At 70.5% G+C, this 26,681-nt stretch carries 17 protein-coding genes; 9 read left to right on the top strand and 8 right to left on the bottom strand.

Features of this window, described 5'->3' with window-relative positions; all coding sequences use genetic code 11:
* Positions 1-42: 42 nt before the first annotated feature.
* The 3 genes from ACQQ2N_RS20490 to ACQQ2N_RS20480 all read right to left on the bottom strand — a co-directional run bounded on the left by ACQQ2N_RS20490 (position 43) and on the right by ACQQ2N_RS20480 (position 5,684).
* Positions 43-2,382: a tetratricopeptide repeat protein gene (locus ACQQ2N_RS20490; protein WP_440223435.1), complete on the bottom strand. Its 2,340-nt coding sequence runs from the start codon at positions 2,380-2,382 to the stop codon at positions 43-45.
* A gap of 84 nt (positions 2,383-2,466) precedes the next feature.
* On the bottom strand, positions 2,467-3,906 hold the full coding sequence (locus ACQQ2N_RS20485) for a DUF1501 domain-containing protein (RefSeq protein WP_440223434.1): 1,440 nt from the start codon (positions 3,904-3,906) through the stop codon (positions 2,467-2,469).
* Between the two features lie 8 nt (positions 3,907-3,914).
* Positions 3,915-5,684: a DUF1800 domain-containing protein gene (locus ACQQ2N_RS20480; protein WP_440223433.1), complete on the bottom strand. Its 1,770-nt coding sequence runs from the start codon at positions 5,682-5,684 to the stop codon at positions 3,915-3,917.
* Positions 5,685-5,896: 212 nt separating this feature from the next.
* Here ACQQ2N_RS20480 and ACQQ2N_RS20475 point away from each other — a divergent pair, with 212 nt between their 5' ends.
* From ACQQ2N_RS20475 to recD, 7 genes are all read left to right on the top strand, one after another.
* Complete coding sequence (locus tag ACQQ2N_RS20475; RefSeq protein WP_440223432.1) at positions 5,897-8,173, top strand: thiamine pyrophosphate-dependent enzyme; 2,277 nt, start codon at positions 5,897-5,899, stop codon at positions 8,171-8,173.
* A gap of 41 nt (positions 8,174-8,214) precedes the next feature.
* Complete coding sequence (locus ACQQ2N_RS20470; RefSeq protein WP_440223431.1) at positions 8,215-9,105, top strand: adenylate/guanylate cyclase domain-containing protein; 891 nt, start codon at positions 8,215-8,217, stop codon at positions 9,103-9,105.
* Positions 9,106-9,145: 40 nt separating this feature from the next.
* Positions 9,146-10,357 carry a sensor histidine kinase gene (locus ACQQ2N_RS20465; protein ID WP_440223430.1) on the top strand — a complete coding sequence of 404 codons (1,212 nt, stop codon included), beginning with the start codon at positions 9,146-9,148 and terminating at the stop codon, positions 10,355-10,357.
* A 22-nt stretch (positions 10,358-10,379) separates the two neighbouring features.
* Complete coding sequence (locus tag ACQQ2N_RS20460) at positions 10,380-11,066, top strand: response regulator transcription factor (RefSeq protein WP_440223429.1); 687 nt, start codon at positions 10,380-10,382, stop codon at positions 11,064-11,066.
* Between the two features lie 325 nt (positions 11,067-11,391).
* Complete coding sequence (gene recC / locus ACQQ2N_RS20455) at positions 11,392-14,796, top strand: exodeoxyribonuclease V subunit gamma (RefSeq protein WP_440223428.1); 3,405 nt, start codon at positions 11,392-11,394, stop codon at positions 14,794-14,796.
* A complete protein-coding gene (locus tag ACQQ2N_RS20450) occupies positions 14,793-18,632 on the top strand; it encodes a UvrD-helicase domain-containing protein (RefSeq protein WP_440223427.1) in 3,840 nt (1,279 codons plus the stop codon). The genes recC and ACQQ2N_RS20450 overlap by 4 nt, the downstream gene beginning before the upstream one ends.
* The gene (gene recD, locus ACQQ2N_RS20445) at positions 18,629-20,596 is read left to right on the top strand and encodes an exodeoxyribonuclease V subunit alpha (RefSeq protein ID WP_440223426.1); all 1,968 of its coding nucleotides are present in this window, start codon (positions 18,629-18,631) and stop codon (positions 20,594-20,596) included. Before ACQQ2N_RS20450 ends, recD begins: the two co-directional genes overlap by 4 nt.
* Before the next feature lie 221 nt (positions 20,597-20,817).
* Here the strand turns inward: recD and ACQQ2N_RS20440 are convergent, their stop codons facing one another.
* Complete coding sequence (locus tag ACQQ2N_RS20440) at positions 20,818-21,072, bottom strand: hypothetical protein (protein ID WP_440223425.1); 255 nt, start codon at positions 21,070-21,072, stop codon at positions 20,818-20,820.
* The gene (locus tag ACQQ2N_RS20435) at positions 21,069-21,233 is read right to left on the bottom strand and encodes a hypothetical protein (RefSeq protein WP_440223424.1); all 165 of its coding nucleotides are present in this window, start codon (positions 21,231-21,233) and stop codon (positions 21,069-21,071) included. Before ACQQ2N_RS20435 ends, ACQQ2N_RS20440 begins: the two co-directional genes overlap by 4 nt.
* A 210-nt stretch (positions 21,234-21,443) precedes the next feature.
* Here ACQQ2N_RS20435 and ACQQ2N_RS20430 point away from each other — a divergent pair, with 210 nt between their 5' ends.
* Positions 21,444-21,689: a polyprenyl synthetase gene (locus ACQQ2N_RS20430; RefSeq protein ID WP_440223423.1), complete on the top strand. Its 246-nt coding sequence runs from the start codon at positions 21,444-21,446 to the stop codon at positions 21,687-21,689.
* 141 nt (positions 21,690-21,830) lie between these two features.
* Here the strand turns inward: ACQQ2N_RS20430 and ACQQ2N_RS20425 are convergent, their stop codons facing one another.
* Together ACQQ2N_RS20425 and ACQQ2N_RS20420 are read right to left on the bottom strand one after the other, a co-directional pair.
* Positions 21,831-23,567: an InlB B-repeat-containing protein gene (locus ACQQ2N_RS20425; RefSeq protein WP_440223422.1), complete on the bottom strand. Its 1,737-nt coding sequence runs from the start codon at positions 23,565-23,567 to the stop codon at positions 21,831-21,833.
* Positions 23,568-24,010: 443 nt separating this feature from the next.
* Positions 24,011-24,937 (bottom strand): cupin domain-containing protein, encoded by a 927-nt coding sequence (locus ACQQ2N_RS20420; RefSeq protein ID WP_440223421.1) that lies wholly within the window; start codon positions 24,935-24,937, stop codon positions 24,011-24,013.
* Between the two features lie 100 nt (positions 24,938-25,037).
* Here ACQQ2N_RS20420 and ACQQ2N_RS20415 point away from each other — a divergent pair, with 100 nt between their 5' ends.
* Positions 25,038-25,778: an SDR family oxidoreductase gene (locus ACQQ2N_RS20415; protein ID WP_440223420.1), complete on the top strand. Its 741-nt coding sequence runs from the start codon at positions 25,038-25,040 to the stop codon at positions 25,776-25,778.
* 19 nt (positions 25,779-25,797) lie between these two features.
* On the opposite strand, the gene ACQQ2N_RS20410 is transcribed toward ACQQ2N_RS20415, so the two are convergent.
* Positions 25,798-26,664: a helix-turn-helix transcriptional regulator gene (locus tag ACQQ2N_RS20410; RefSeq protein ID WP_440223419.1), complete on the bottom strand. Its 867-nt coding sequence runs from the start codon at positions 26,662-26,664 to the stop codon at positions 25,798-25,800.
* Between the last annotated feature and the right edge of the window lie 17 nt (positions 26,665-26,681).

Genomic DNA, 26,681 nt, shown 5'->3' with positions numbered 1-26,681 from the left:
CGCGCGGACGTGCAGTGCACGGCCGCGGAGCGCCGCGCACCGTCAAGGCGTCGTCGCGGCAGGCTCCGCGTAGCGGGCGACCTCGTCGGTGCGGCCGAGCTTCGTGTAGAGCTCGCGCAAGGCTTCACGGCTGGCCGGCAAACGACTGCTGTCGGGTCCGCGCACGGCGATCTTCATCCGCATCGATTCGAGCAACGAGCGCTCGGCGTCGTCGAGATCGCCCGCGGCAATCTGGGCCTTGCCGAGGCCGGTCAGGATCTCGGCCGTCACGGGATGGTCATCGGGATACTGCTTGCGCATCGCCTCGAGCGCGCTTCGTTGCATCGCCAGCGCCTCCGCGATGCGCCCCGCGTCGAGCAGCCAGTTGGCATAGTTGTGTGCGGCCTGCATCGAGCGCATGTGGTCCGGGCCGAACAGGCGCAGATAGTTCTCGTAGGTGCGCTGGTAGTACGGCCCGGCCTCCTCGACCTTGCCCTGCTGGCGCAGCGCACCGCCGAGGTTGCCTTCGATCATCAGTGCGAAGCGGCTCCCGTCGCCGTACTGCCTGCGCACCGGATCGAGCAGGGCCTTGAGTTCGCGTTCGCCCTCGGCGAACTTCCGCGACTGCATGTGGAACACGGCGAGGCTGTTGCGCATCGTCAGCACGAGCGGATGGTCCGCGCCGAGCGTGGCCGAGCGGCGGGCGATGAGCTCCCTGATCATCGGGACCGCCTCGTCGAAGCGGTCGAGGTCGGCAAGCAGGATCGCCAGCGTGAGGCGGGCGTTGACCGAGGGCTCCGCATCGGGGCCGAGCAGGCGGTCGAGGCCTTCGGAGGCGGGTTGCGATTCGACGATCGCGTCGCGCGAGCGGCCGAGGTCGCGCAGCGTGATCGCGAGGTTGTGGCGCAGCTGCAGGATCTTCGCTTCGTCGATGCCCGCGGCTGCACCCGCAGCGATCGCGCGCTCGAGCATCGGCAGCGCCTGGTCGGCGTGCCCGGTGTTGACGAGTGCGGTGGTCAGCGACGGCAGCGTGGCGTAGGCCGACGGTGCTGATTCGCCATTGCGCGCGACCGCGAGGTCGTGCGCGGCGCGTGCATGTTCGAGCGCGCGCTCGTGGTCCTCGAGTCCGGTGTAGCTGCGTGCGATGACGCCCTCGATGTCGATCAGCACGTCGGGCTGCGCGGCGAGTTCGCGACCGGCACGCAAGGCGGCCTCGTCGAGCACCTTGCGCAGCAGCGTCTTGTCGAGTTCGCGGGCGGTGTCCGGATCCACGCCGGCGAGCACGGTCGAGAGGAAGTCGGCGGTCGCCCGCGCGCGTGCCGCCTCGCGCTCGGCGCGCTGCAGCGACCAGGTCGTCGCGACAAGGCCCGCGAGGACGGCGAGCGCGATCGCCGAGGCGAGCGCCACCGGCACGCGATGGCGCTGCACGAACTTGCGCATCGCGTAGCGGCGCGTCGCCGGGACAGCGGCGAGCGGCTCGCCGTCGAGAAAGCGCTGCACGTCGTCGGCGAGCGCGGCGGCCGAGGCGTAGCGATGCTCGCGGTCCGGCGCGAGCGCACGCGCGAGCAGGTGGCGCAACTCGAGCGGCACGGCGCGAAGGTCGGGATCGACATGGCCCTTGAGCGAGGCGCGCAGGCGCGCATGCAGCTCGGTCGGACGCAGCGTCGTGGTGCCGCCGCGCAGGATGCGCGCATCGTCGAGCAGGTCGAGCAGCACGGCGCCGAGGCTGTAGACGTCGCTGCGCGCGTCGATCGCCGCGTGCTGCTCGGCGAACTGCTCCGGGCTCATGTAGTCGACCGTGCCGGCGCGATGCGCCGACACGCTGCCGCTGCCGTCGACGCCGATCGCGATGCCGAAATCGATGAGCTTGGGCTGGGCCTGGCCGTCGACGACGGTGACGAGGATGTTGTCGGGCTTGAGGTCGCGGTGGACGATGCCGCGCTCATGCGCATGCTGCACGCCGCGCACGAGCGTGATGAACACGCGCAGGCGCGTGGCAAGGTCGGGCGAGGCCTCGCGGCGCCAGCGGCGCAGCGTGATGCCCTCGACGTATTCCATCGCGAAGTACGGGAAGCCTTCCTCCGTGCGGCCGGCGTCGTAGACGCGCGCGATCGCCGGATGCTCCATGCGCGCGAGCGCCTGGCGCTCGATCTGGAAGTAGGCCAGCGTGAGGTCGTCGGCGATCTGGCGGCGGATCAGCTTGAGCGCGACACGGCGGCGGATCGGCTCGACCTGTTCGGCCAGGAACACCTGGCCCATGCCGCCTTCGCCGAGGTGCTCGACGAGCGTGTAGGGTCCGATACGCGAGCCCGGGCCGAAGTCGCTGCCGTCGGCGGGCGCGTTCTGGTCGTGGCCGAGCAGTTCGGTGCGGTCGTCGGACGACGGGTCGTCGGGCGCGTTCACGGCGTGATCCCCTTCGGCGCGAGCGCGCCGGTGCCTACGATAGCGGCCCGGCGCGTCCGGGCCAATCGCGACCGGACGGGTGCGTCAGCCCATGAAGCCGAGATCGGCCGCCGCGAAGCGGCCGAGGTTCGGCAGGATCGTCGCGATGCCCGAGGCATCGACGCCGAACCAGCGCGCCAGCGTCGCCGCGTACTGGTCGACCGCGGTGGTCGGGATGACCTGGCCGTAGCCGGTGTCGTCGGGATTGGCGTTGGCGCGCAGCGACGGCATCGCTCCGTAGAAGCGCGCGCCGCGCACGGCACCGCCGACGACGAGGTGATGGCCGCCCCATCCATGGTCGGTGCCGTCACCGTTGACGCCGAGCGTGCGGCCGAAATCCGAGGCGGTGAACGTGGTGACGCGATCGGCCGTGCCGAGTTCGTCCATCGCGGCCTGGAACGCGGTGATCGCCCCTGACAGCTGGGCGAGGTTGGCCTGCTGGTCGTCGATCTGGTAGCTGTGCGTGTCGTAGTTGCCGACCGAGGCGAAGAACACCTGGCGCGCCATGCCGAGCGCACCTCGCACCTGCACGATCTGCGCGGCCATGCGCAGCTGGCGGCCGAGCGGCGTGTCCGGGAACGGCGTCGCGAGCGCCGGCGCGCCGCTCAATGCGGCGTCGACGACCTCGTAATTGTCGACCGCCTTGCGCGAGCTGTCGGCGAACGCGCGTTCGAACAGGTGCGCCTGCGCACCTTCGGCGACCAGCGCCTGCCACGCGGCGATGCCGGCCGCGTTGGGGCCGATCACCCACGATTCCGGTCCTTCGCCGAGGTAGCTCAGCTTCTCGACGCCGGACGGATCGATCGAATAGCTGTCCTGGGTGTCGCCGCGCTGGAACAGGTTGTTGTTCGACAGCGAGATGCACATCGGGATCGCGCCGCTGTTGGCCGCGTGCAGCAGGTCGGCGATGCGGCCGCCCCAGCCGTTCGCGTTGGTGTCGTCGGGACGCGAGGTCTGCCAGGTCGTGGTCTGGTCGGAGTGCGAGAACAGCTGCGGCGGCACCGCGACCGTGCCGGCCTGGTAGGCCGACTGGCTGGTCGGGTGCAGCAGCGTGCCGACGTTGGCGACGATCGCCGCGCGGCCGTCGTTGAACAGGCCGCGCAGGCCGGTCATCGCGGGATGCATGCCGTAGCTCGCACCGTCGCCGGGCGGTCCGCCGGGAAGGCCGGCCACGGGTGGGCGAGGCACGAGCGCCTGCGCCTGCAGCGTCGCCTGGTCGAACGCGAGGCCGCCGTTGGCCATGAGCACGGTGCGCGAACTTCGGTAGTCGGCGTAGGCCTGCGCGCTGTACGGCACGATCGTGTTGAAGCTGTCGTTGCCGCCGTTGAGGAAGATGCACACGAGCGCCTTGAAGTCGCCGGCCGGAAAGGCCTGCTGCGAGGTCGCTGCGGCGAGCGCACGCAGCGATCCGAACGCTCCGTGCAGGCCGACGCCGCCGATCGCGGCGAGGCTGCGGGTGAGGAACCGGCGTCGATGCACGTGCATGGCGGCCTCTACTTCTGGATCGCGTATTCGGGGCTGTTGAGGATCAGGTACAGCGCATGCTGCACGCGCTGGCGCCCGCGGTTCGCGCCGGTGATCGCGACGAGCCGCGTGCGCAGCGTCGACCGCATGAACGGCGACATCTGCCCGGACAGGAACAGCAGGTCGTAGCGCGCGAGCAGCGCATCGGGATCGCTCGCGGCGAGCGCCGCATCGCGCGCGGTGTCGAGGTAGAGCGTCGCGCCGCGGCCGTTGGTCCAGCAGCTCTCGCCGTCGGAGTGCCAGCAGAACGCGAGGCTGAACAGTCGGTTCGGCGTGCCTACCGCCATCGTGTCGCTGAGGATCTGGAACTCGGGGCTGTACAGCCCGGCCGCGGCGATCTCGCCGTGGCGGCGGAAGTCGGGACGGAAGAAGTTGAACACCGACGGCGAGCGCAGCGGACCCTGGCCGTACCAGTCCTCGATCGGCGGATACGGGTTGATCGTGTCGATGCGGCCGCCCGTGCTCGCGGCGTTCATCGCGCGCCACAGATGGGTCGTGCGCACGAGCGGCTCGCGCAGCTTGCCGAAGCGCGCGGTGTCGCTCCACTGGCCGAAGCGCGCCTCGGCGTCGAGCAGCACGGCGCGCACGACCGCGCCGAGATTGCCGCGCGTGCCCTGGCCGTCGTTCGCGAACACCGCCGCGACGCGGCCGATGTATGCAGGGCTCGGGTTGCTCGTAACGAGGCGCTGGATCAGCCGGCGCGCGATGAACGGTCCGACGTTCGGATGCTGCGAGAGGTTGTCGAGCGCGGCCGCGAGTTCGGCGCGCGCATCGCCGCCCGCAGCGAGCACGCCGCCGGGCAGGGTGCTGCCGGGATAGGCGAGCAGCTGCTTGCTGCTCGTGGTGTCGTGGAAGGCCTCGATCGGCTGCATAGGCAGCTTCCACGCCGGCACGTTGTAGTCGTAGGGTCCGCAGTTCGTGTAGGTCTGCACGGTGCAGCAGGTGTAGCTGCCGGGACCGCAGCCCGTGTTGTTCCAGTTCCAGCCCGTGAACACGGCCGCGAAGCCACGCACCGTGGCCTGGTCGTAGGTCGGCACGGGCTGGCCGCCGGCGAGCACGGGCCTGCCGTCCGCGGCGAGCTGCACGAGGCCGACCGAGAACAGCTGCATGACCTCTCGCGCGTAGTTCTCGTCGGGACGGATGTTGCGCGTCGGGTCGGCCTTCTGGTTCTGGATGTGGCTCAGGTAGATGCCCATCGCCGGATGCAGCGTCACGTCCTCGAGCAGCGTGCGGTAGCTGCCGAACGCGTTCGTGGCGAGCATGTCGTACCAGCTCGCGAGCGCCCACGGCTGGTAGGCCAGCGTGCCGTTCTTGTTCGAGACGACGAAGATCTCGCTCAGCGCGAACGCGACGCGCTGGCGCAGCGCGTCGCGCGGCCGCACGTTGCCGCGGCTCGGGTCGGGCGTGCCGAGCGCGTTGATCGCCCAGATCTCCAGGCGCGTGGCGTCGGTGACGTGGTTGTTGCCATCGGGCTGCGACGGCAGCGTGGTGACCCAGTCCAGATACGGCACCTGGGTCGAGGCGGGCAGGGCGAGCTGCTCGTCGATCCACGCCGCGTACCCGACCGCGCGCACGCGGGCGATGTCCTCGAGCGTCGGCCCGAACGTGGCCTGGGCGAGGAAGCGTGCGGCCGCCGCATCGGTGGCCGGCCCGGCGTCGGCGCGTTCGAAGCCATGGGCGAGCAGCGGGTCGGGGCGCGCGGCCTGCGGCTGTGCCGAGGTGATGGCGGCCGTGAGCATGAAAACGATCGCGGCCAGCGCACGCGCCGCGCGACAGGGGTCGATCCGCATGGCCATCCCGTCCCCTCCGACCGCGGCGGTGCCGCGACGCCGGCAGATCAATAGCAGAGCGCGAGATCCGCTTCCATGACGACCGCCACGGAAGCCGGGCGATCGGCACGCCGCCGCGCCGGCGCTACAATCGCCGGCTTTCCCGACCCCGAACGACCGCCATGGCCGCCGTACCGAACCCGCCCCCGATCGCCGCCCGTCACCGCGGCCTCAACCGCGCCGAGATCTGCGATCAGAACTTCGTCGAGTTCGTGCGCGACTGGCACGGCACGCCGCGTGCGAAGCCCGCGCCGGGCGCACCGGTATTGCCGGGCAGCGCGTGCAGCGCGCAGGCGTTCCTCGAGCTGTTCGAGTCGCAGCTGGTCTCGCGCCACCTCGACCTCATGGCACGCGTGCTGCGCGTGCGCAACAAGGTGTTCTACACGATCGGCTCGAGCGGCCACGAGGGCAACGCGCTCGTCGCGAAGCTGACGCGCCATACCGATCCGGCCTTCCTGCATTATCGCTCGGGCGCGTTCATGGCCGAGCGTTTCCGCAAGCTGCCGGACATGGATCCGGTCATGGATTCGGCGCTGTCGTTCGCGGCGAGCAAGGACGACCCCGCCTCGGGCGGCCGCCACAAGGTGTGGGGCAGCAAGCCGCTGTGGGTGCTGCCGCAGACCTCGACGATCGCCTCGCACCTGCCCAAGGCGCTCGGTACCGCGCTCGCGATCGAGCAGGGCCGCCGCATCCAGCACGAGCTGCCGATCCCTTCGGATTCGATCGCCATCTGTTCGTTCGGCGATGCCTCGTCCAACCATGCCACCGCGCAGACCGCGTTCAACGCGGCCGCGTGGACGGCCTACCAGAAGCTGCCCGCGCCCGTGCTGTTCGTCTGCGAGGACAACGGCATCGGCATCTCGGTGAAGACGCCGGGCGGCTGGATCGCGCGCAACTTCGCCGAGCGCCGCGACCTCGACTACTTCTACGCCGACGGCCTCGATCTCGCCTCGGGCTACGCCGACGTCGAGCGCGCGGTCGAGCATTGCCGCTCGACGCGTCGGCCGACGTTCCTGCACCTGCGCACGACGCGCATCATGGGTCACGCCGGTACCGACTTCGAGATCGAGTGGCGCAGCATCGAGGAACTCGTCGCCGTCGAGGCGACCGACCCGCTGCTGCGATCGGCGGCGATCGCGCTCGAGTCGGGCCTGTTCACGAAGGACACCCTGCTCGAGGCCTACGAGGCGATGCGCACGCGTTGCTTCGACGCCGCCGCCGAGGCCGACCGCCGGCCCAAGCTCGAGACGCTCGAGGAAGTCATCGCGCCGCTCGCGCCGTACTCGCCCGCGGCGGTCGTCGCGGAAGCCGTGCGCAAGGCCGATCCCGCGCGTCGCCTTGCCGTGTTCGGCGGCGAGGACAAGCTGCCCGAGAAGCTGCCGGCGCGCCATCTCGCGATCCAGATCAACCAGGCGCTGCACGACCTGTTCATCAAGTACCCGGACACGTTGCTGTTCGGCGAGGACGTCGCGCAGAAGGGCGGCGTCTACACGGTCACCAAGGGCCTGCACAAGGCGTTCAAGGGCGCGCGTGTGTTCAACACGCTGCTCGACGAGACGACGATCCTCGGCCTCGCCCAGGGCTACGCGAACATGGGCATGCTGCCGGTGCCCGAGATCCAGTACCTGGCCTATTTCCACAACGCCTGCGACCAGATCCGCGGCGAGGCCGCGTCGCTGCAGTTCTTCTCGAACGACCAGTACCGCAACCCGATGCTCGTGCGCATCGCCGGTCTCGGCTACCAGAAGGGCTTCGGCGGGCACTTCCACAACGACAACTCGATCACCGCGCTGCGCGACATCCCGGGCCTCGTGGTCGGTTGCCCGAGCCGCGGCGACGACGCCGCGCGCATGCTGCGCACGCTGGCCGCGCTGGCCAGGGTCGACGGCCGCGTGACCGTGTTCCTCGAGCCGATCGCGCTGTACATGACCAAGGACCTGCACGAGGCCGGCGACGGCCAGTGGCTGTTCCCGTACCCCTCGCAGGACGAGGCGATGCCGCTCGGCGAGGGCCGCGTCTACGCGCCCGAGGCCGATGATCTCGTCATCTTCAGCTACGGCAACGGCGTGCCGATGAGCCTCCGCGCCGCGCGCGCGATCGAGGCCGCGCACGGCTGGAAGGTGCGCGTGGTCGACCTGTGCTGGCTGGTCCCGCTGAACAACGCGTTCGTCGCCGCACAGGCGGCCGGCGCGAAGCGCATCCTCGTCGTCGACGAGGGCCGCGAGGCGGCCGGCGTGGGCGAGGGCGTGATCACGGCGATCGTCGAGGCCGGCTTCGGCGCGACGCCGCTGCGCCGCGTGGTCGGCGCCGACACCTACACGCCGCTGGCCGGCGCCGCGCTCGCGGTGCTGCCGGGCGACGCCGACATCGTCGCCGCCGCGGCCGAACTGGCCGGCTGACGCGATTGGAGCGTGCCGGGGAATCGCCTATGATGCCGCGGGTGACTCCCGCCACGCTGACCATCCTGTTCGCCGACGTGTCGGGCAGCACCAAGCTGTTCGAGACGCGTGGCGACGTGCGCGCGCGCAGCCTCATCGCGTCGGTACTCGGGGCGCTCGCCGAGGTCGCGCAGCGCCACGGCGGCACGCTGGTCAAGACCATTGGCGACGAGGTCATGTGCACCTTCCCGGGCGCGCTGCAGGGCCTGCTCGCGTCGACCGACATGCAGCGCAAGGTCAAGAGCGAGCCCGCGTTCGTCGCCGAGAACCTCGGCATCCGCGTCGGCCTGCACCATGGCGACGCGCTGCTCGAGGACGGCGACATCTTCGGCGACGCCGTCAATGTCGCCGCACGCATGGCCGCGCTGGCCAAGCGCGACCAGATCGTCGCGACCGCGGGCACCGCGCTCGGCATCACCAGCGCCGGCGCGCTGCAGGTGCGCTCGCTCGGCACCGCGCGCGTGGCCGGCAAGCAGCTGCCGATCGAGATCGTCGACGTGCTCTGGCAGGAAGACGTCTCGCACGTCACCACGGTGCAGCGCATCGTGCAGTTCGCCAACCAGCCGGTCGAGCGCATGAAGCTCGCGCTGCGCCACCGCGGCCGCGAGTTCACGATCGACGAGACGGCCGATCCGTTCACGCTCGGCCGCGAGCCCGGCCACAGCCTCACCGTCGATGCGGACTGGGTCTCGCGCGACCACGCGATGATCGAGTGGAAGCGCGGCCACTTCGTGCTCACCGACCGCTCGACCAACGGCACCTGGGTGCGTATCGGCAGCGAGGAGCTCATGCTCCACCGCGATGCCTTGCACCTGCGCCGCAGCGGCACGATCAGCCTCGGCCAGTCGACCGAGACCGGTTCGGTGAACCTCGTCTACTTCGATTGCACGTGACGCGCACCCCGCGCAGCACCGGCGCCGCACGGGTCGCCGCATGAATACCGATCCTTCCGAGGCCACTGTCTGGCATGCGCCTGCGCGCCTGTCGCGCCTGCTCTCGGCGACGCCGCTCATGCTCGCGTACCTCGACGACGATCTCGTCGTGCGCATGGCCAGCCGTACCTGGGCCGAGTGGTTCGGCGTCGAGGCCGACGCCGCGGTCGGCACGCCGTACCTCGACCTCGTCGGCGAACCGGCCGCGACGCGCCACCGCGCCTACCTCGACCTCGCGCGGCGCGGCACCGAGACCGGTTTCGACGACGAACGCCGCAACGCCCTCGGCGCCTCGCGCTGGTGCCGCGTGCACGTCGCGCCCGATGTCGATGCACAAGGCCATGGCGGCGTGCTCGTCGCGATGCTCGAGATCACCGCCGAGCGCTCGCGCGACGAGGTCATCGTGCGCCAGCGCGAGCAGTTGTTCACGCGCTTCCGCGACCAGCAGCGCAACGAGCAGGTCCACGCCGAGCTCGAGAAGACCCGCACGCTGCTCGACTGGCGCACCTCGATGCTGACCGAGCGCAACGAGATGCTGCACCTGCTCTCGCACGAGATCCGCCAGCCGCTCAACAACGCCTCGGCCGCGATGCAGGCCACGATGACCGCGATCGAGGATCTGCACCTGCCGACCACGACGGCCGCCTCGACCGCGCTCGCGCGCGCCGAGGGCGTGCTCAACCAGGTCATCGGCACGCTCGACAACACGCTCGCCGCGGGCACGATCCTCGCGATCGGCGAAGGCACGCGCGAACTCACGGATACCGACCTGCCGACGCTGGTCAGCCTCGTGCTCGCCGACATCGCCGCAGACCTGCGCCCGCGCATCACGGTCCAGCGCGTGACCGGCACGCGCACCGTGCACCTGCATCCGACGCTGATGCGCCTCGTGCTGCGCAACCTGCTCAACAACGCGCTCGCGTATTCGCCGGTCGACGCGCCGGTCGTGCTGCGCATCACCGAGTCCGAAGAGCCTCTTGCGCTGATCATCGAGGTACGCGACGTGGGATCGGGCATTCCCGACGAACTGCGCCCGCGCCTGTTCGAGAAGGGCGCGCGCGGATCGAACTCGCGCATGCGCCAGGGCGCCGGCCTCGGCTTGTTCATCGTGCGCGCGGTCACGCGCATCCACCGCGGCGACGTCGAGGCGCTGCCCAACACGCCGTCGGGCACGATCATGCGCCTGACGCTTCCCCAAGGCCTCGCGGACTGACGTCCGCCAAGGATCGCCCCGCATGCTGCCGCGCACCCTGGCCCTCGTCGACGACGACCTCGAATATGGCGAGTTCCTCGCCCAGCACCTGCGCCACCGCGGCGTCGACGTGCGCGTCTACACCGACAGCAGCGACCTGCTCGCCGATCCCGAGGCCTACCAGTTCGAGTTCTACGTGTTCGATCTCATGCTGCCCGGCGTCGACGGCGTCGAGCTGATCCGCATCCTGCGCAAGCGCAGCGACGCGGGCGTGCTGGTCGTGTCGGGCCGCCTCGGCGACGAGGTGTTCGCCGAGGTCGTCAATGCCGGTGCCGACATGTACCTCGTCAAGCCGGTGACGTTCGAGCAGGTCGAACTCGCCGTGCGCGCCGTGCACCGCCGCATCACGACCACGGCCAAGACCGCGACCGCGTGGCGCCTCGATCCGCTGCGCAGCGTGCTCACCGCACCGGATGGTCAGGCGATCGAACTCAGCGCGACCGATCTGTCGCTCATGGAATGCTTCCTGGAGGCGAAAGGCGCCGTCGTCGCGCGCGAAGACCTCGCACGCCGCCTCGGCCTCGCCACCGACAGCGAATCCGGCAACACGCTGCACGCGACCATCTACCGCCTGCGCCGCCGCATCGAGCGCGTCACGCCCATGGCCGTGCCGCTGCAGTCGCAGCAGCGCGTCGGCTATGTGTTCAAGGCGCCGTTGGTCAAGGGCTGATCGCGCACGGGCCGGAAAATGGGGTCAGGTTCATTTGCCTCGTGGTGAATTCCGGAAGTTCGTGCCTCTCGGGGCAAATGAACCTGACCCCATTCTTTGCGAATGCATCTCAGGGAGCGCGTAGGGCGGAACCGCCGAAGGTGATTTCGCCGTGTCCCGCTACGCGATGTGCGATTTTTTCCCCGGACAGCAGTGGGCTTCCGTCGGAATGACGTCGTGAGGGATCCAGTGCCGTCGCGAAAGTGCGGGGTTCATCCGACGACGACCCGCCCGCCGGATTCACCCCGTCTCGCCCGCTGCGACAGCCCTCTGGCATCATCGTCCGATGCCTGGACGCGCCGCGGATTTCCGCCTCTATCACGCCAATGCGCTCGACGTGCTCGCGGCGCTGCTCGCGGACGAACTGCGCAGGCCCGTGCCGGGGCAGTCGCTGCTCGCGCCGGACATCGTGCTGATCCCGCAGGTCGCGATGCGGCGCTGGCTGCAGGCGACGCTCGCGGCTGCGCACGGTGTGGCCGCGAACCTCGAGTTCCTTACGCCCGGCGAGTTCGTCGCGCGCATGCTCGCGGCGAATCCGCCGTCCCATGACGATGCGTTCGAACCTGCCGACGATCTCGATGCCGCCGCGCTGCACTGGCATCTCTACGCCGCACTGACCGACACCGCGTTCATGCGCCATCCCGCGCTCGCCGCGCTGCGCGTGCACGTCGAGTCGGCCGATCCGCTGCGTGCGTGGTCGCTCGCGGGTGAGCTCGCCAACGTGTTCGAGAAGTACCAGGCCTGGCGCCGCATGTGGCTGCTGCGCTGGGAGGCCGGTGCCGATCCCGACGATCCGCAGGCGCTGCTGTGGCGGCGCGTGGCACAAGGGCGCCTGCATCGCGCGCGCCGCATCCAGCGCTACCTCGAGCGTTTCGAGGACGCCGACGGCCCGCTGCCGCGTGGTCTGCCGGTGCGCCTGTTCGCGTTCGCGACGCTCAACGTCTCGCCCGACGTGCTGCGCGTGCTCGCGACGCAGGCGCGCGTCGGCACGCTGCACCTCTACGTGCCGTCGCCGAGCCGCGACTACTGGGGCGACCTGCAGCGCGTGCGCGCCGCCGACGTCGAAGCCGTGCGCAGCGAGAATCCGCTGCTGCAGGCCTGGGGCGCGGCCGGACGCGATTTCATGGCCGTGCTCGGCAGCTACGAGATCGTGCATCCCGATGTCGAGATCCGCGGTGATGCCGATCCGGGCGAGGGCGGTGGGCCGCTGCAGGGCAGCCTCCTGCGGCGCCTGCAGTCGGACCTGTTCCATCGCCTGCCGTCACCACCGCCTGCGCCGACGGCGGGCGATCCGCGCACGCGCCTGCCGACGCTGCGCCTCGACGATCCGAGCCTGCAGGTGCATGCCTGCCACACGCGCCTGCGCGAGCTGCAGGTGCTGCACGACCAGCTGCGCGCGCTGTTCGACGATCCACGCTTCGATCCGCCGCTCGAGCCGCGCGATGTCGCCGTGCTCGCGCCCGACATCGATCCTTACCTGCCGTACCTCGAGGCCGTGTTCGGCAGCCGCGGCCGCGACGACGCGATCCCTTACGCGCTCGCCGACGCGAGTCCGCTCGCGGGCGAACCGCTCGCCGAGGTGTTCGTGCGCCTGCTCGCGCTGCCGATCGCGCGCTTCGGGCTCGCCGAGACGCTCGACCTTCTCGCGAGTCCGCCGCTCGCCGAGGCGGCCGGTCTCGATGCCGCCGCGCTCGCACGCCTGCATGCGTGGCTGCACGCGGCCGGTGCGCGCTGGGGCCTCGATGCGGCACACCGCGCGCGACTCGATGCGCCACGCGACGACGCCTACACCTGGGCGTTCGCGCTCGATCGCCTGCTGCTCGGCCACGCCAGCGGCAGCGATGCACCGATCGCGTCGGCCTCGGGCCGCATCGTCGCGCCGCTGCCCGATCTCGAAGGCAGTGCGCTCGACGCGCTCGACACGCTGATCCGCCTGCTGCGCGTGCTCGCGCAGAACGCCAGGTCGCTCGGCGAAAACTTGCCGCCCGAAGCCTGGCGCACGCGCCTGCTCGATCTCCTCGATGCGCTGCTGCCGCGCCCGCCGTCGTCGCCCTCGACGCAGCGTGCGCTCGATCGCCTGCGCACGCTGATCGACACGTTCGCGGCCGATGCGTCACGCGCCGGCTTCGGGGACCCGGTGCCGCCCGAGGCCGTGCGTGCGCACTTCGCTGGCGCTCTCGGCGAGGCCGACACGCGTGCGCCGCTGCTCACGGGCGGCGTCAGCATCGGCCGCATGGTGCCGATGCGCCTGCTGCCGTTCCGCGTCATCTGCCTGCTCGGCATGGACGACGGCGAGTTCCCGCGCCGCGATCCGGCCGCGGGCCTCAACCGCCTCACCGCCGAGCTCGGCACCGATCGTCGCCAGGCCGGCGATCGTTCGACGCGCGACGACGACCGCTTCCTGTTCCTGCAGTTGTTCGTCGCCGCGCAGGACGTGTTCTACGTGAGCTATCGCGGCGCCGATCCGCGCGACGGCAGCGTGCGCGAGCCGTCCGTGCTCGTGTCCGAGCTGCTCGATGTGGCTGCCGCCCAGCATGTGCCCGGTATCGACGCCACCGAGACGCTCGTCGTGCGCCATCCGCTGCAGCCGTTCGCGCCGGCCGCGTTCGGCGCCGGAGACGAGCCGCGACGCTTTTCGTATCGCCATGCCTGGTGGCAGGCCGCCGCGCGCCCGACGCTGCGCCGCGAACCGCTGCCGCCGTGGTTCGACGGTGCGCCGCTGCCACCGCCGGACGATGCGGCGGACGTGCTCACGATCGACGCACTGAGCAGGTTCCTTCGCGCGCCGGCCGAGACTTTCTTGGGCCAGCGCCTCGGCTTGCGGCTGGCGGAAGTGGAGGATGCCGGCGAGGACGTCGAACCGCTGGTCGCGCCCGCGCGCGGCCTGCAGAGGCACGCGCTGCAGCAAGCGGTGTACGAAGCGCGTCTGCGTGGCGACGACGATCTTTCGATGCAGGCGTCGCTGCGCGCACGCGGCCTGTTGCCTACGGGGCCGCTCGGCGCGCACGCGTTGGCGGTGGTCTGCGCCGAGGTCCACGCGTATGCGGAGGCCTTCCGCGCATGGCGCGGGGACGCGATGGAGGACTCGCTGCGCCTGGAGGTTCCGCTCGACGGCGTGCGCCTGACCGGCCGCGTCGACGGTGTGTATCCGCATGGCATCGCGCGCGTGCGCTTCGGCAAGCCGAACGGTAGTTCCGCGATCCGCGACGGCCTGGACTGGCTGTTCGCGCGCGCGGCGGGCGTGGACGCGCCGTTCGTGCAGGTGCACGAGGGCGCGGAGGGCGCGGAGGGCGTCGATGCGTATCAGAAGCGCGAAATCGGTGCGGAGGAGGCGCGCGCGCTGCTGTCGAAGCTGGTCGCGCTGCGCGACCGCGGCCTGCGTGAGCCTTTGCCGTTCGCGCCGTACAGCGGTTGGGCGCTGTTCGATGCGCCCAACATGGAACGTGGCCTGGCTGCGGCGCAGAAGAAGTGGGCGGGCAACGAGCGCGGCTGGAGCGAAGGGCAGGGCGAAGCGCTGCGTCTCGCATTGCGCGGGCGTGATCCGTTCACGGACGAAGCGACGCAGGTCGCATTCGTCGACCACGCGATGACGATCTTCAACGCGGTCGTTTCCGGCCTGCATTGGCAGGGCACGGACCTCGACGCGCTGCGCGCGATCGCCGCGAACCTCGACGTGGAGGACGCGGAATGAGTGCCGCGACCGACCCGTACCTGCAGCTGCCGCTCACCGGCGTGCGCGCGATAGAGGCGTCGGCCGGCACCGGCAAGACGTTCACGCTCGCCACGCTGGTCGTGCGCCTGGTGGTGGAGCGCGGGCTGAAGATCGGCGAGATCCTCGCGGTCACCTTCACCGACGCGGCGACGCAGGAACTGCGCAGCCGCATCCGCGCGCGCCTGCTGCTGGCGACGTCGCTGGTCGGCACGGTGCCTGCCGGCGACGCGTCGCCCGAAGCCGCGCTCACGCACGCGGTGCTCGAAGCGCATCTCGCGCGCGGCACCGAGACCGCCGACGCGCTGCGCGCGCGCCTGCACGCCGCGGCCAACGACATCGACCTCGCGTCCATCTTCACGATCCACGGCTTCTGCGCGCGCGTGCTGCGCGAGCACGCGCTGGAGTCGGGGCAGGGGTTCGACGCACCGGAGCTCATGGCCAGCGACGCCGCGCTGCGCGCGTCGATCGCGGCCGACCTGTGGCGCGCGCACGGCGCGGCCGACGACGTCGCCGACGATCTCATCGCGTTGTGGAGCGGTGGTCCGGAAGCGCTGGCCGCCGACCTGTCGCCGCTCGTGCGCGAGCGCGTGATTCGGCCGTCGCTGGCGGAGGTGCCGGACGATCCGGCGCCGCGGTTGCGGGCGGCGGGCGAGGCGCTGGCGGCGGCGGTGCGGGGGCATGGTCCGGAATTCCATGCCGCCTTGATCGCGGCGGTGGACGGTGGCGTCCTCAATGGCCAAAGCTACAAGCGGACTTGGATCGACGATCTCTTCGCTTCGCTCGCGTGGTGGTGCGAGGCCGGCGATCCCGCCGTTCCGTTCGTGCACGCGAAGCTCGGCAACCTGCAGCGCGCGACATTGGTCGACAAGACCAACAAGAAGGCGAAGGCGCCGACGCCCGATTCTCCGGTCTGCGACGCGATCCCCGACTATATCGAGGCGCTGACGGCCGTGGCCGAATGGCGCGACGCCCTGCGCGTGGAACTGCTGCATCGCCTGCGCTACGACGCGCGTGCGCGCTTCGCGCGCTTCAAGCAGCAGCAGCGCGTGCAGACCTACGACGATCTGATCGACCGCGTCGCGAACGTGTTCGATGTGGATGGCGATGCGGACGGCGACGGCAGCGCCGGCGGCACAGGTGCCAGCGCCGCTGCGACCGCGAAAGCCCGCCGCGCCGACGCCCTCGTCGCCGCGCTGCGCGCGCAGTACCGTATCGCGCTGGTCGACGAGTTCCAAGACACCGACGCGCGCCAGTGGCGCATCTTCGACCGCGTGTTTGGTGCGACTAGCGGCGATCCCGCGCTGTTCGTGATCGGCGATCCCAAGCAGGCGATCTACGGCTTCCGTGGCGGCGACGTGGAGACCTACCTCGCGGCGAAGGCCACCGCGCACGAAGCGCCCGCACTCGCGGCGAACTTCCGCTCGCGCCCGAGCGTGCTGAAGGCCGTCGCTGCGCTGTACGCGCGCGCGTACGCCGCGCACCTCGCGGATCCCGGCAAGGTGCCGCCGCCGTTCGTCGATGGTCGCATCGAATTCTTCGAGGTCGCACCCGGCGGCGTGCGCCACGACGCGGACTACCTGCGGCATGGCACGGCCGCGCCCGCGCTGACGCTGTGGCAGGCGCCGCCGACGGGCCAGGTGGACAGCAAGGGCAACGCGAAGCCGTACAACGCCGGGCAGTCGCGCGACATCGCCACGCAGGCGTGTGTCGCCGAAATCCATCGCGTGCTCACCGACGCGCGCGCCGGCCACGCGACCGTCGAGGGACGCCCCGTGCAGCCCGGCGACATCGCGGTGCTGGTGCGCTCGCACGCCGAGGCCACGCGCATCCGCCAGGCGCTGGCACGCGTCGGCATCCCTGCGGTCGCGGCCGGCAAGCAGAGCCTGTTCGCAACCGAGGAGGCGCGCGACCTGCATGCGCTGTTGCTCGCGCTGCTGCACAGCGCCGACGACGGCCGCCTGCGCACGGCACTGTCGACGGTGCTGCTCGGCGAACACGCCGCCGAGGTCGCCGCGCTCGATGCCGACGGCGAAGCGCTGCGCACCTGGCAGCTGGCCGCGCTCGCGTGGCGTGACCGCCTGCAGCGCGGCGGCCCGCTCGCGCTGGTCGGCGATCTCTGTGCCACGCACGCGCAGCGTCTGCTCGGACTGCTCGACGGCGAGCGTCGCCTCACCAACTACCTGCAGCTCGCCGAGCTGCTGCAGGAAGCGCAGGCCGATGCGTTGGGCCTGCACGGCCTGGTCGACTGGCTGGCGCGCGCGATCGTGACCGCGAGTGCCGATGACGAAAGTCAGCTGCTGCGCCTCGAATCCGACGCGCGCCGCGTGCAGGTGGTGACGCTGCACAAGAGCAAGGGCCTCGAGTATCCGCTGGTGTTCCTGCCGTTCGCGGGCATCGTCGGCAAGCCGCCGTCGGCCGGCCACCACGTCACTGTGGCCGGCGACGACGGCCGCGCGCTGCATTGGAAGCTGCTGCCGTCCGTGTCCGGCTGGGACGACGCGAAGGCCGCATGGACCACCGCGCAGCAGGCCGAGGACGCGCGCCTGCTCTACGTCGGCCTCACGCGCGCACGCCACGCGCTGTGGCTCGCGGACGGTCCGCTGTGCGGGTTCGGGAAGTCTGCGATCGCGCGGATGATCGCGGAGCCGGCGGCGCTGTCGACCGCGCTCGGCGACGCGCTGCGCTTCGACACCACGCCACCCTCGACCACGCTGCCGTGGCTGCCGCCCGAAGCGGTCGAGGCCGTGCCGCCTGCTCGCGTCGCGACGCGCAACCTGTCGAGTGACTGGTGGGTGTACAGCTTCACGCAGCTCGCGAACGCCGACGGGCAAGGCGAGGCGACGACCGCGGCGACCCAGGCTGCACCGGGTGGCCGCGACGAACCTGCGACCGAGGCCGAGATCGCACCAGCCGGCGATGTCGTCGACACGCGCTTCGTGGGCCCGCGTTTCGGCGTCGTGCTGCACGATGCGCTCGAACGCAGCGATTTCGCCGCGTGGTCGCACTGGACACCCGAGGCATCGGCGCCCGACGGCGAAGCCGACATCATCCTCGCGCGCCTGCGTCAGGCCGGTTACGGCGTCGACGATCTCGACGATGGCCTCGCCGTGATCGCGCCGCTGGTCGGCCAGACGCTCACCGTCACGCTGCCCGAAGGCGTGCGCCTCGCCGACGTACCCGCCGAGCAGCGACGCCCCGAGATCGAGTTCCAGTTCGCGCTCGCGCCGACACGCGTCGATGCACTGCTCGCGCTGCTGCATCGCCACGACCTGCTCGCGACACGCCACGGTTTCGGCGCGCGCCGCGCGCTCGAAGGCCTCATGACCGGCCTCATCGACCTCACCTACGTCCACGACGGCCGCTGGTACGTGCTCGACTACAAGTCCAACCGCCTGCCGGGCTACGGTCCCGCACATCTCGCCGAGGCGATGGCCCACAGCGAGTACGACCTGCAGGCGCTGATCTACACGCTCGCACTGCACCGCTGGCTGCGCTTCCGCCTCGGCGACGGCTACGACTACGCGCGCGACTTCGGCGGCGTGCGCTACGTGTTCTGCCGCGGCCTCGACGCCACGCTCGACGACGGCGCCGGCATCCACGCCTGGCGCTTCGATCCTGCCCTCGTGCATGAACTCGATGCGCTGTTCGCCGGTGCCGGGCCAAACGGTTCCGGCGGTCGCGGCGGCGCGCACGAATCGCCTTCCAGAGCTCGATCACGCCACCGCGACCCATCCCTCGACGGAGACGATCCCCTCTCCCTTCGGGAGAGGGGCAGGGGTGAGGGTCCGAGCCTGTCGGGAGTGCCGCACTCATGACCACGTCCTCCCTGCTGGACGCGTTGTTCCGCAGCGGTCATCTGCGCACGCTCGACCACGCGTTCGCGCGCAGCCTGCGCAACCTCGATCCCGAGACACCGGATCGCGTGCTCGCCGCGGCGGCCCTCGCGTCGCTTGCGGTCGCCTCGGGCCATGCGGGCTTCGATCTGGCCGAACCGTGGCGACTCGTCGAGGGCGAGATCGACTGGCCGTCGGCCGACGCATGGATCGCCGATCTCGCCGCATCGCGCTGGGTCGCGATGCCCGAAGCCGGCGACATCGAAGCGGCCCCAGACGCGCCACTCGTGTTCGAGCGCATCGAAGGTCGCGCCGGCCTCGTCTACCTGCGTCGTTACCGTGAGTACGAACGCCGTCTCGCCGCGGACCTGCATCGCATCGGCAGTCACGTGCGTGATGGCTCGGACATCGCCGCGCTCGCGCCGTTGTTCGCGACGCTGTTCCCGCATGCCTCCCTTCTCCCCTCCGCGGGAGAAGGAGCCCGGAGGGCGGAAGAGGGCGGCGGCGCCGATCTCCAGGCCCGCGCCGCCGCGCTCGCGCTGCGCCGCAACCTGCTGCTCGTCACGGGCGGACCCGGCACCGGCAAGACCACCACGATCACGCGCCTGCTCGTGCTGCTCGTCGCACAGGCCCGGGCCGCGGGCAGGGCGACGCCGCGCATCGGCCTTGCCGCGCCGACCGGCCGCGCCGCCGAACGCATGGCCGAGAGCCTGCGCCGCGCCGTGCACGCGATCGTCGCGAGCGACGTCGATCCCGAACTCTGCGCCGCGTTGCCCGACACCGCGAGCACGCTTCATCGCCTGCTCGGCACGATCCCCGACAAACCCGTGTTCCGGCACCATGCCGACAACCCGCTGCCGCTCGACGTGCTCGTCGTCGACGAGGCCTCGATGGTCGACCTGCCGCTCATGGCCAAGCTCGTCGACGCGGTCGCCGACGGCACCCAGCTCATCCTGCTCGGCGATGCCGATCAGCTGCCCTCGGTCGAAGCGGGCGACGTGCTCGCCGCGATCCTCGAGGCCGCCGGACCCGGGGCCGCGCTGCACGCCGACGATGCGCGTGCGCTGCACCCGCTGCTCGGCGATGCTACGTCGGTCGACGACGACACGCGCGGCCTGCGCGGCCATCGTGTGCACCTGCTGCGCGGTTATCGCCAGGACGCCGATTTTGATCTCGCCCCGCTCGCCGATGCCGTGCGTGAAGGCGACAGCGCCACCGCGCTTGCCCTGCTGCGCGGCGGCGACCTGCGCGGCGTGAGCTTCCACGAGGACGTGCTCGACCCGTTCGAGGTCCGCCGCGACGCGCTGCTCGCGCACTGGCGCAGCCTCGGCGACGCGCCCGATCCGGCCACCGCGCTGTCGATGGCGCAGCGCCTGCGCCTGCTCACCGCCGTGCGCGAAGGCCCGCAAGGCGCACGCGGCTTCAACGCGCGCATCGAGGAATTGCTATCCGGTCGCCGCAGCGGCTCGGCGTCGTCGTACTTCCACGGCCGCCTGCTGCTGGTCACCGAGAACAGCTACCGCCACCGCCTGTTCAACGGCGACATCGGCATCTGCCTCGACGACGAACGCGGCGTACCGATGGCCTGGTTCCCGGGCGACAGCGCAGGGGAGGTCCGCGCCTTCCACCCCTCGGCGCTGCCTGCCCACGAAAGCGCGTTCGCGATGACCGTGCACAAGGCGCAAGGCAGCGAATTCGACGAGGTCTGGCTGCAGCTGCCTCGCCAGTCCAATCGCGTGCTCTCGCGCGAACTTGTCTACACCGCGATCACGCGCGCCCGCACGCGCCTGCATGTGGCGGGCAGTGCGCAGGTGCTGCGCGATGCACTCACACGGCATGCGGTGCGCATGTCGGGGTTGTTGTGGCGGCTCGGTGACCCACGCGATCGAACCGCAACGATCGATGAGACGGAAAGCGCAGCGCCTGTCCAAGGCGCGCTGCCCTGATGCCGACGTGTCGAGGTATCGCGACAGGCCTCGACGTGCAGATCGAGAGGCGGCTGTCCAGCTCTGGCTGAGCACCGTGGGGATTCCGGGACATCCAGGACAAGGCGTTCGGCGGTCGCTGTTTGACCAAGGCATATGAACGCCTTTCGACACGGGCGCGTCGCGTCGTCGAGCGGCGCATCGTTGTTCTGCAAACCCTGTCCCCCGGAAGGGGGAGGGCGCTACTTCCCTGCCGCCCTCATCTCCGCCGCCTTCACCGCGAGCTCTTTGAGCTTGAGTGCGCGCGCGTGTTCGGCCTTGCGCAGCATCTCACGCGCTTCCTTGATCACTTCCTGCGCCAGATTGTGGCGGGTGTGGTGCCGCTTCATGTCGATCGCGACGTCCAGCTTCTTCTGCGCCGAGGCGATGCCCTTGTCGACACGAAAGAGGGGATCGTTCGGGTTCGTCGTCAGCGGTGGGTCGTAGTGCTTCTTCATGCGGGCTCGGCGTGACCAAGCCGGCACCATAGCCCGATCGACGTCGATCCGCACGTCGTGACCAAGGGGGCGCGAAGCAGGAGCGGCTGCCGCATGATCGCTTCGATGACGTCGTCGATATGCAGGCCGGCCACGATGCCGGAAATGGCTGCTCGGCTCACGGCGTGAGCCGAATGAACCCTCCATTCGACTCACCTGCAGCACAGGGTGCACCTGTCTCGGGCGCCGGTCTCCCCCGACTTGGGGCGGAGGTCCGGAATCCTCTCGGAGAGCGGTGCATGGACGAGACGGTCGCGACTCCCCGGCGGAACCGATCGTCCGCCGGCTTCATGGCGCACAATGCTGTGCTTCCAGAACGATCAGGATCACCGATGGATGCCGAAACCATACTCGTCGCGGCGTTGCGCGAAGCCGGCTACGGGCCCGATGCAATCGGGTCGGCGATGCCGCGGATCATGCACATCCTGCATGCCGAGGACGTGCGGATCGAGGTTGGCCGCACCTTGTCGCGCAAGGAGCGCACCTATGTGCGCCTGCAGCTCGAGCTCGGGCTCAACGTGGCGGAGGTGGTGGCCGCGCTGAAGCGCTCGCCGAAGGCGGGTGGCGCGGGCGGTTGATCGACGCACGACGAGTGCGCCGTGGAGGACTGGCGCGACGCCATCCCGCGAAGCGGGTCGCCTGAAACGACGACGGCCCTGGACAGCGGGGGCTGCCCAGGGCCGTGCGTGAGCCGACGCCGAAGCGTCGGCGGTGTCGCATCAGCGGCGCGTGGCCGGGCGCAGGGTGCGCAGGCCGACGAAGCCGAGCAGGCCCGACAGCAGCACCATGAGCCACGTCGACGAGACCGGCAGCGCGACCGCTTCGGGGCCGCCGCCCGGGCCCGCACCGAAGGCCGCCTGCACCGTGACCGGCGCGGTGACGTTGGTCAGCGTGCAGACCGGGTTGGTGCCCGAGCAGCCCGCGGTCCAGCCCGTGAAGGTCTGGCCGGCATCGGGCGTGGCCGTGCACGTGGCGTCGCCGCCCGACGCAACGGGATTCGGCGAGCAGGTGACCGTGCCGCCCGTGGTCGGGATGATCGTGATCGGCACCGCGCCCGTGCTGCACGTCGGCGAGCCGGCGAGGCTGACGTCGTCGAGGTTGAAGTTGCTGCTCGTGCCGCCGGCACCCGTGGTCGACTCGAAGCTGATCGTTGCCGTGGTGCCGGCATACGCGCTCACGTCGATCGAGGCCTGCGTGTAGCCGGCCGCGGCGCACTCGCCCGAGGTGCTGTCACGACGCCACACTTCGGTGCCGCCGACGGTGAGGCGGATGAAGTCGGCGGCGCCGCCCGCGCACACGCCGAGGCGGTACTGGAACGTCAGCGAGGTCGCGCCGGCCGGGAAGGCGACGGACTGGCTGACCGAGCCGGTTTCGACGTCCGCGCCCGCGCCGCCGAACCAGATCCACTGCGAACCTGCGTTCGGGCCGGCCGAACCGCCGCCGGTACCGCAGCTGGCCACGCTGCACAGCGGGCTGCCGAAGTTGCTCGAGGTCTGTGCCCATGCCGGCGCGAGTGCCGCCTCGAAGCCGCCGTCGACGATCTGCTCGCCACCGCCATTGCTGTGCGTGGACGTGTTGTTGCTGCCGACCGGATCCGGCTCGGCGCCGGCGATCGTCGCGGTGTTGGTGACGGCGCTGCATGTGAGCGACGCACGATCGACCGTGAGGTCGCACGAGGCGCTGCCGCCGTTGAGGAGTCCGCCGATCGACCATGTGACGGTCTGGCCGGACACGGTCGCGCCGCAGGTGCTCGAGACGAAGGTGACGCCGGCGGGCAGCACGTCGGTCACGGTGACGCCGGTGGCGTCATCGGGGCCGGCATTGCTGGCGCCGAGCGCGTACACGTAGCTGCCGCCGTTGGCGACTCCACCGGGCGCAGTCTTGGTCACACCGAGATCGGCGCGCGGACCGCCACCACCAAGCAGGATCGTGCCGGGGCCGGTCAAGGTATTCGAGAACGGGCCTTCCTCGCCGATTTCGAACGCGGTCGTCACGGCGACGTACAGCGTGCCGGCGGTGAGGTTGGTGGTGAGACTCGACGTGCCGATGCCGCCGCTGTCGTCGTTGCCGGCCACGCAGTTGGTGCTAGGGGAGGTCGGATTGAACGGATCGGAGTAGATGAAGATGAAACCGTCGAAGCCGGTCTGCGTGCTCGCGAACGAGTACGAGCCCGTCTGGCTGACGCTGAAGAGCTGCTCGTGGTAGCGCACCGGACCGAGCGCGGACTGGCCGGTGCAGTCGGCGAACGGACGGTTCCACTCGGACCCGCCGACGAGCGTGCCGGTGTAGGTCACCGTGTCACGCGGATTCGGTACCCCGGGAGCGGACGCCTGCTGCTTGAGCTCGAGTTCGTACGCGCGCAGTTCGGCCAGCGTGTAGCGCTCGGTGCTCGCACCGGCGCTCGCGGCCAGCAGGATCGTGGAGGCCAGGCATGCCTTGAGCATGGTTCGTGTCATCGGATTGTTCCCCATCTTCAACGTTGCGGTGGTTTCAGCCGATCCGGCGCCGGGTCGCAGGGCCCCGGACGCGTCATCGAGACGATCGGATCGGCTCATGGCGGTTCACGAGGCGGCTCTCCGTGGAGGAAAAGCCACGTTCGTTGTCACGACATCGCGAATGGCCCGGACGGCGCATCCACGCCCGGACCTTCCGAGGCTAGTTTCGTACGCCGCCGAGTGCAAGGACGTTTACATCGTGAGTTTGAAATCATTGCATATGCATGCAATTGATGTGATCGAGTTGGGGAATATCGGGAAATGTTCCCGACTGACCAATATCCTCTGATGCAAGCGTCGGAAGATGCGCTTGGCTATCACCGCATGACGATGCGGGAACTCTCATCCATCACGATGATGGGGATGTGCTTCGTTCCGCGATGGTGTCGTCGATCGCGCCGATGTCAGGTCGACGTTGCGGACCGGGTGTCGGACCCCGAATCCCTTGCGTATCGACTTGGCGCGACGCCCACATGCCGACGGAACGCGACGCTGAAGGCACTACCCGAACCGTAGCCCACGCGCTCGGCGATCCGGCTCGCGTCGAGGTCGCCACGACGCAGCAGATCCTTCGCGACCTGCATGCGCCAGGCGAGCAGGTAGGCCATGGGCGCGACGCCGACCGTGCGCGTGAAGCGCTCGTGGAACGTCGACCGCGACATCGCGGCCACCTGTGCGAGTTCGCCGACGCTCCACGGGTGGTCGATGCGCGCATGCATGCGCTCCAACGCGACCGCGAGGCGCGCATCGCCGAGTCCTCGCAACAGGCCGGGCGGTGCATCGCCGCCGGTCGTTGCGCGCATCGCCTCGATCAGCAGCAGATCGACCAGGCGCGACAGCATCACGTCGCGGCCGGGCCCCGAGGTGGTCGTCTCCTCGGCGACCATCGTGACGAGCTGCGACAGTCTCTTCGCATCGCGCACGTGCACGATCGTCGGCAACGAGGCGATCAGCAGGGACGGATCGGTCCGTTCGAACACGAAGGCCCCGCCCAGCGAGCGCATGTCGGGAGCATCGCCGGCATCGCCGTAGCGCACGTCGCGGCCGTCGCTCGGCAGGGCGTGCGGATCGAGCAGCATGGGCGATGGCGCATCCGCACTCGACAGCGTGAACGCCGGCGTCGTCGGCAGCAGCACGAAGTCACCGGCCTTGAGCGCGAGCGCTGCATGACCGTCGACGGCAAGCTCGCAGCTTCCTTCGAGCATGATGCAGAAGCCCGGTTTGCCGTACGCGGGGAAGCGCACGGCCCATGCACCCTTGCCGCTGATCACGTTGGCGAATGCCGCGCGAGGCTTCAGCAGGTCGATGAGCTGGGACAGCGGGTCAGCCATTTTCGGACGATGGCTCGAACATGGCGGACATCCAGCGATTCATCGTCCGGCGATCGTGGCCTACCGTGGCGCTCCGCGTCAAACCACCCAAGGAGCTGTCATGAAAACCGTCCTGATCACCGGCTGTTCGTCCGGCTACGGCCTGGCCACCGTCCGTCACTTCCACGCGCAGGGCTGGAACGTCGTCGCGACCATGCGCACGCCGCGCGCGGATCTGCTGCCCGCATCGCCGCGCCTGCGCCTTCTGCCGCTCGATGTCACCGATGCCGACGGCATCGCGCGCGCACTCGACGAGTCCGGGCCGATCGACGTGCTCGTCAACAACGCCGGGCTCGGCCTGTTCGGTGCGTTCGAAGCGACGCCGATGTCGACCGTGCGCGAGATCTTCGAGACCAACACGTTCGGCACGATGGCGATGTGCCAGGCGATCATTCCGCGTTTCCGCGAGCGCCGTACCGGCACGATCGTCAACGTCACCTCGAGCGCGACGCTCGCGCCGTTTCCGCTCGTCGCCGCCTACACGGCGAGCAAGACCGCGATCGAAGGCTTCACCGCCTCGCTCGCGCTCGAACTCGCGGCGTTCGGTGTGCGCGTGGCGCTGGTCGAGCCGGGTTACTGCCCCGACACGCGCTTCGCCGCGAACGGCGCCGAACGCATGTCGGGCCTCGTCACCGAGCCGTACGCCGCCTTCGCGGCGAGCGTGTTCGAGGGCTTCGCGACGCTCACGGCGACGACGCAACCGCTCGACGTCGCCGAGGCCGTCTGGCAGGCCGCGAACGACACGTCGGGACGCCTCCGCTTCGCGGCAGGAGCGGATGCGGTGGCCTTGGCGGGAGTCTGATCGACGAGGTGTGCGTGCATCACGACGTCGGTCGCACGCGCGCCTTGCCGCGCGTTCCGCCTGCGAGCACGTGCTGCCGGAACGCCGAGGGCGATCGCCGGTAGGCCTGCTGGAACGCCGCGGCGAAATGGCTGTGGCTCGAGAAGCCGAGATCCTGCGCGAGCGTGGAGAGGTCGTCTTCGCCGGCGAGGCGGTCGAGTGCGCGTGCGAGGCGCAGGCGCAACTGGTAGCGGTACAGCGGCACGCCTTCGACCTGGCGGAAACTCTGCGTGAGGTAGACCGGCGAGACGCCGACGTCGGCGGCGATCTCGGCGAGCGTCCAGCGTCGCGCGAGGTCGCCTGCGAGCACGACCTTCGCTCGCTCGACGAGCTTCTGTCGCGCCGCACTCGCGCCGGCGATGCGCACGGTGCGCGGGCCGATCGCGCGGTGCACGAGCACGAGCGCGAGGCTTTCGCCTTCGAGCGGTTCGGCACTGCCTTCGCGCAGCGAGTGGCCGAGCAGCGCGACGAGCACCTGCGCGCGTGCATCGAGGCCGAGTCGCTGCGTACGGAAACGCAGCGGTTCGCTGTCGTGCAGCAGTTCGGGCGCGGCGAGTTCGCGCAGCACGCCCGCATCGACCTGCAGCGACAGGCTCGCGTCGCCGCCCGGCACGGGATGGCTGACCTGGAACCATTCGCCCTCGTTGAACAGCAGCACGTGGCTCGCGTCGGCCACCGAGGCGTCGTCGCCGACGTGGCGCACATAGGCGCCGCGGTACGGGAACACGAGGTGCGTCGCGCTCGAGACTTCGGGCGCGTCGCGGTGTGCTGGCCCGCCTGGACAGTGCACGTCGTCGACGGTGACGACGCGTGTCTCGAGCAGGCGCAGGCGATGGAAGTCCGGCACGGTCGGCATTTCGCGGG

Origin of the sequence: Dokdonella aquatica (genome assembly GCF_051987395.1) — a bacterium.
GTDB lineage: Bacteria > Pseudomonadota > Gammaproteobacteria > Xanthomonadales > Rhodanobacteraceae > Dokdonella.
Note: the sequence above shows the minus strand (reverse complement) of the source record. Positions and strands in the feature narration are given on the sequence as shown.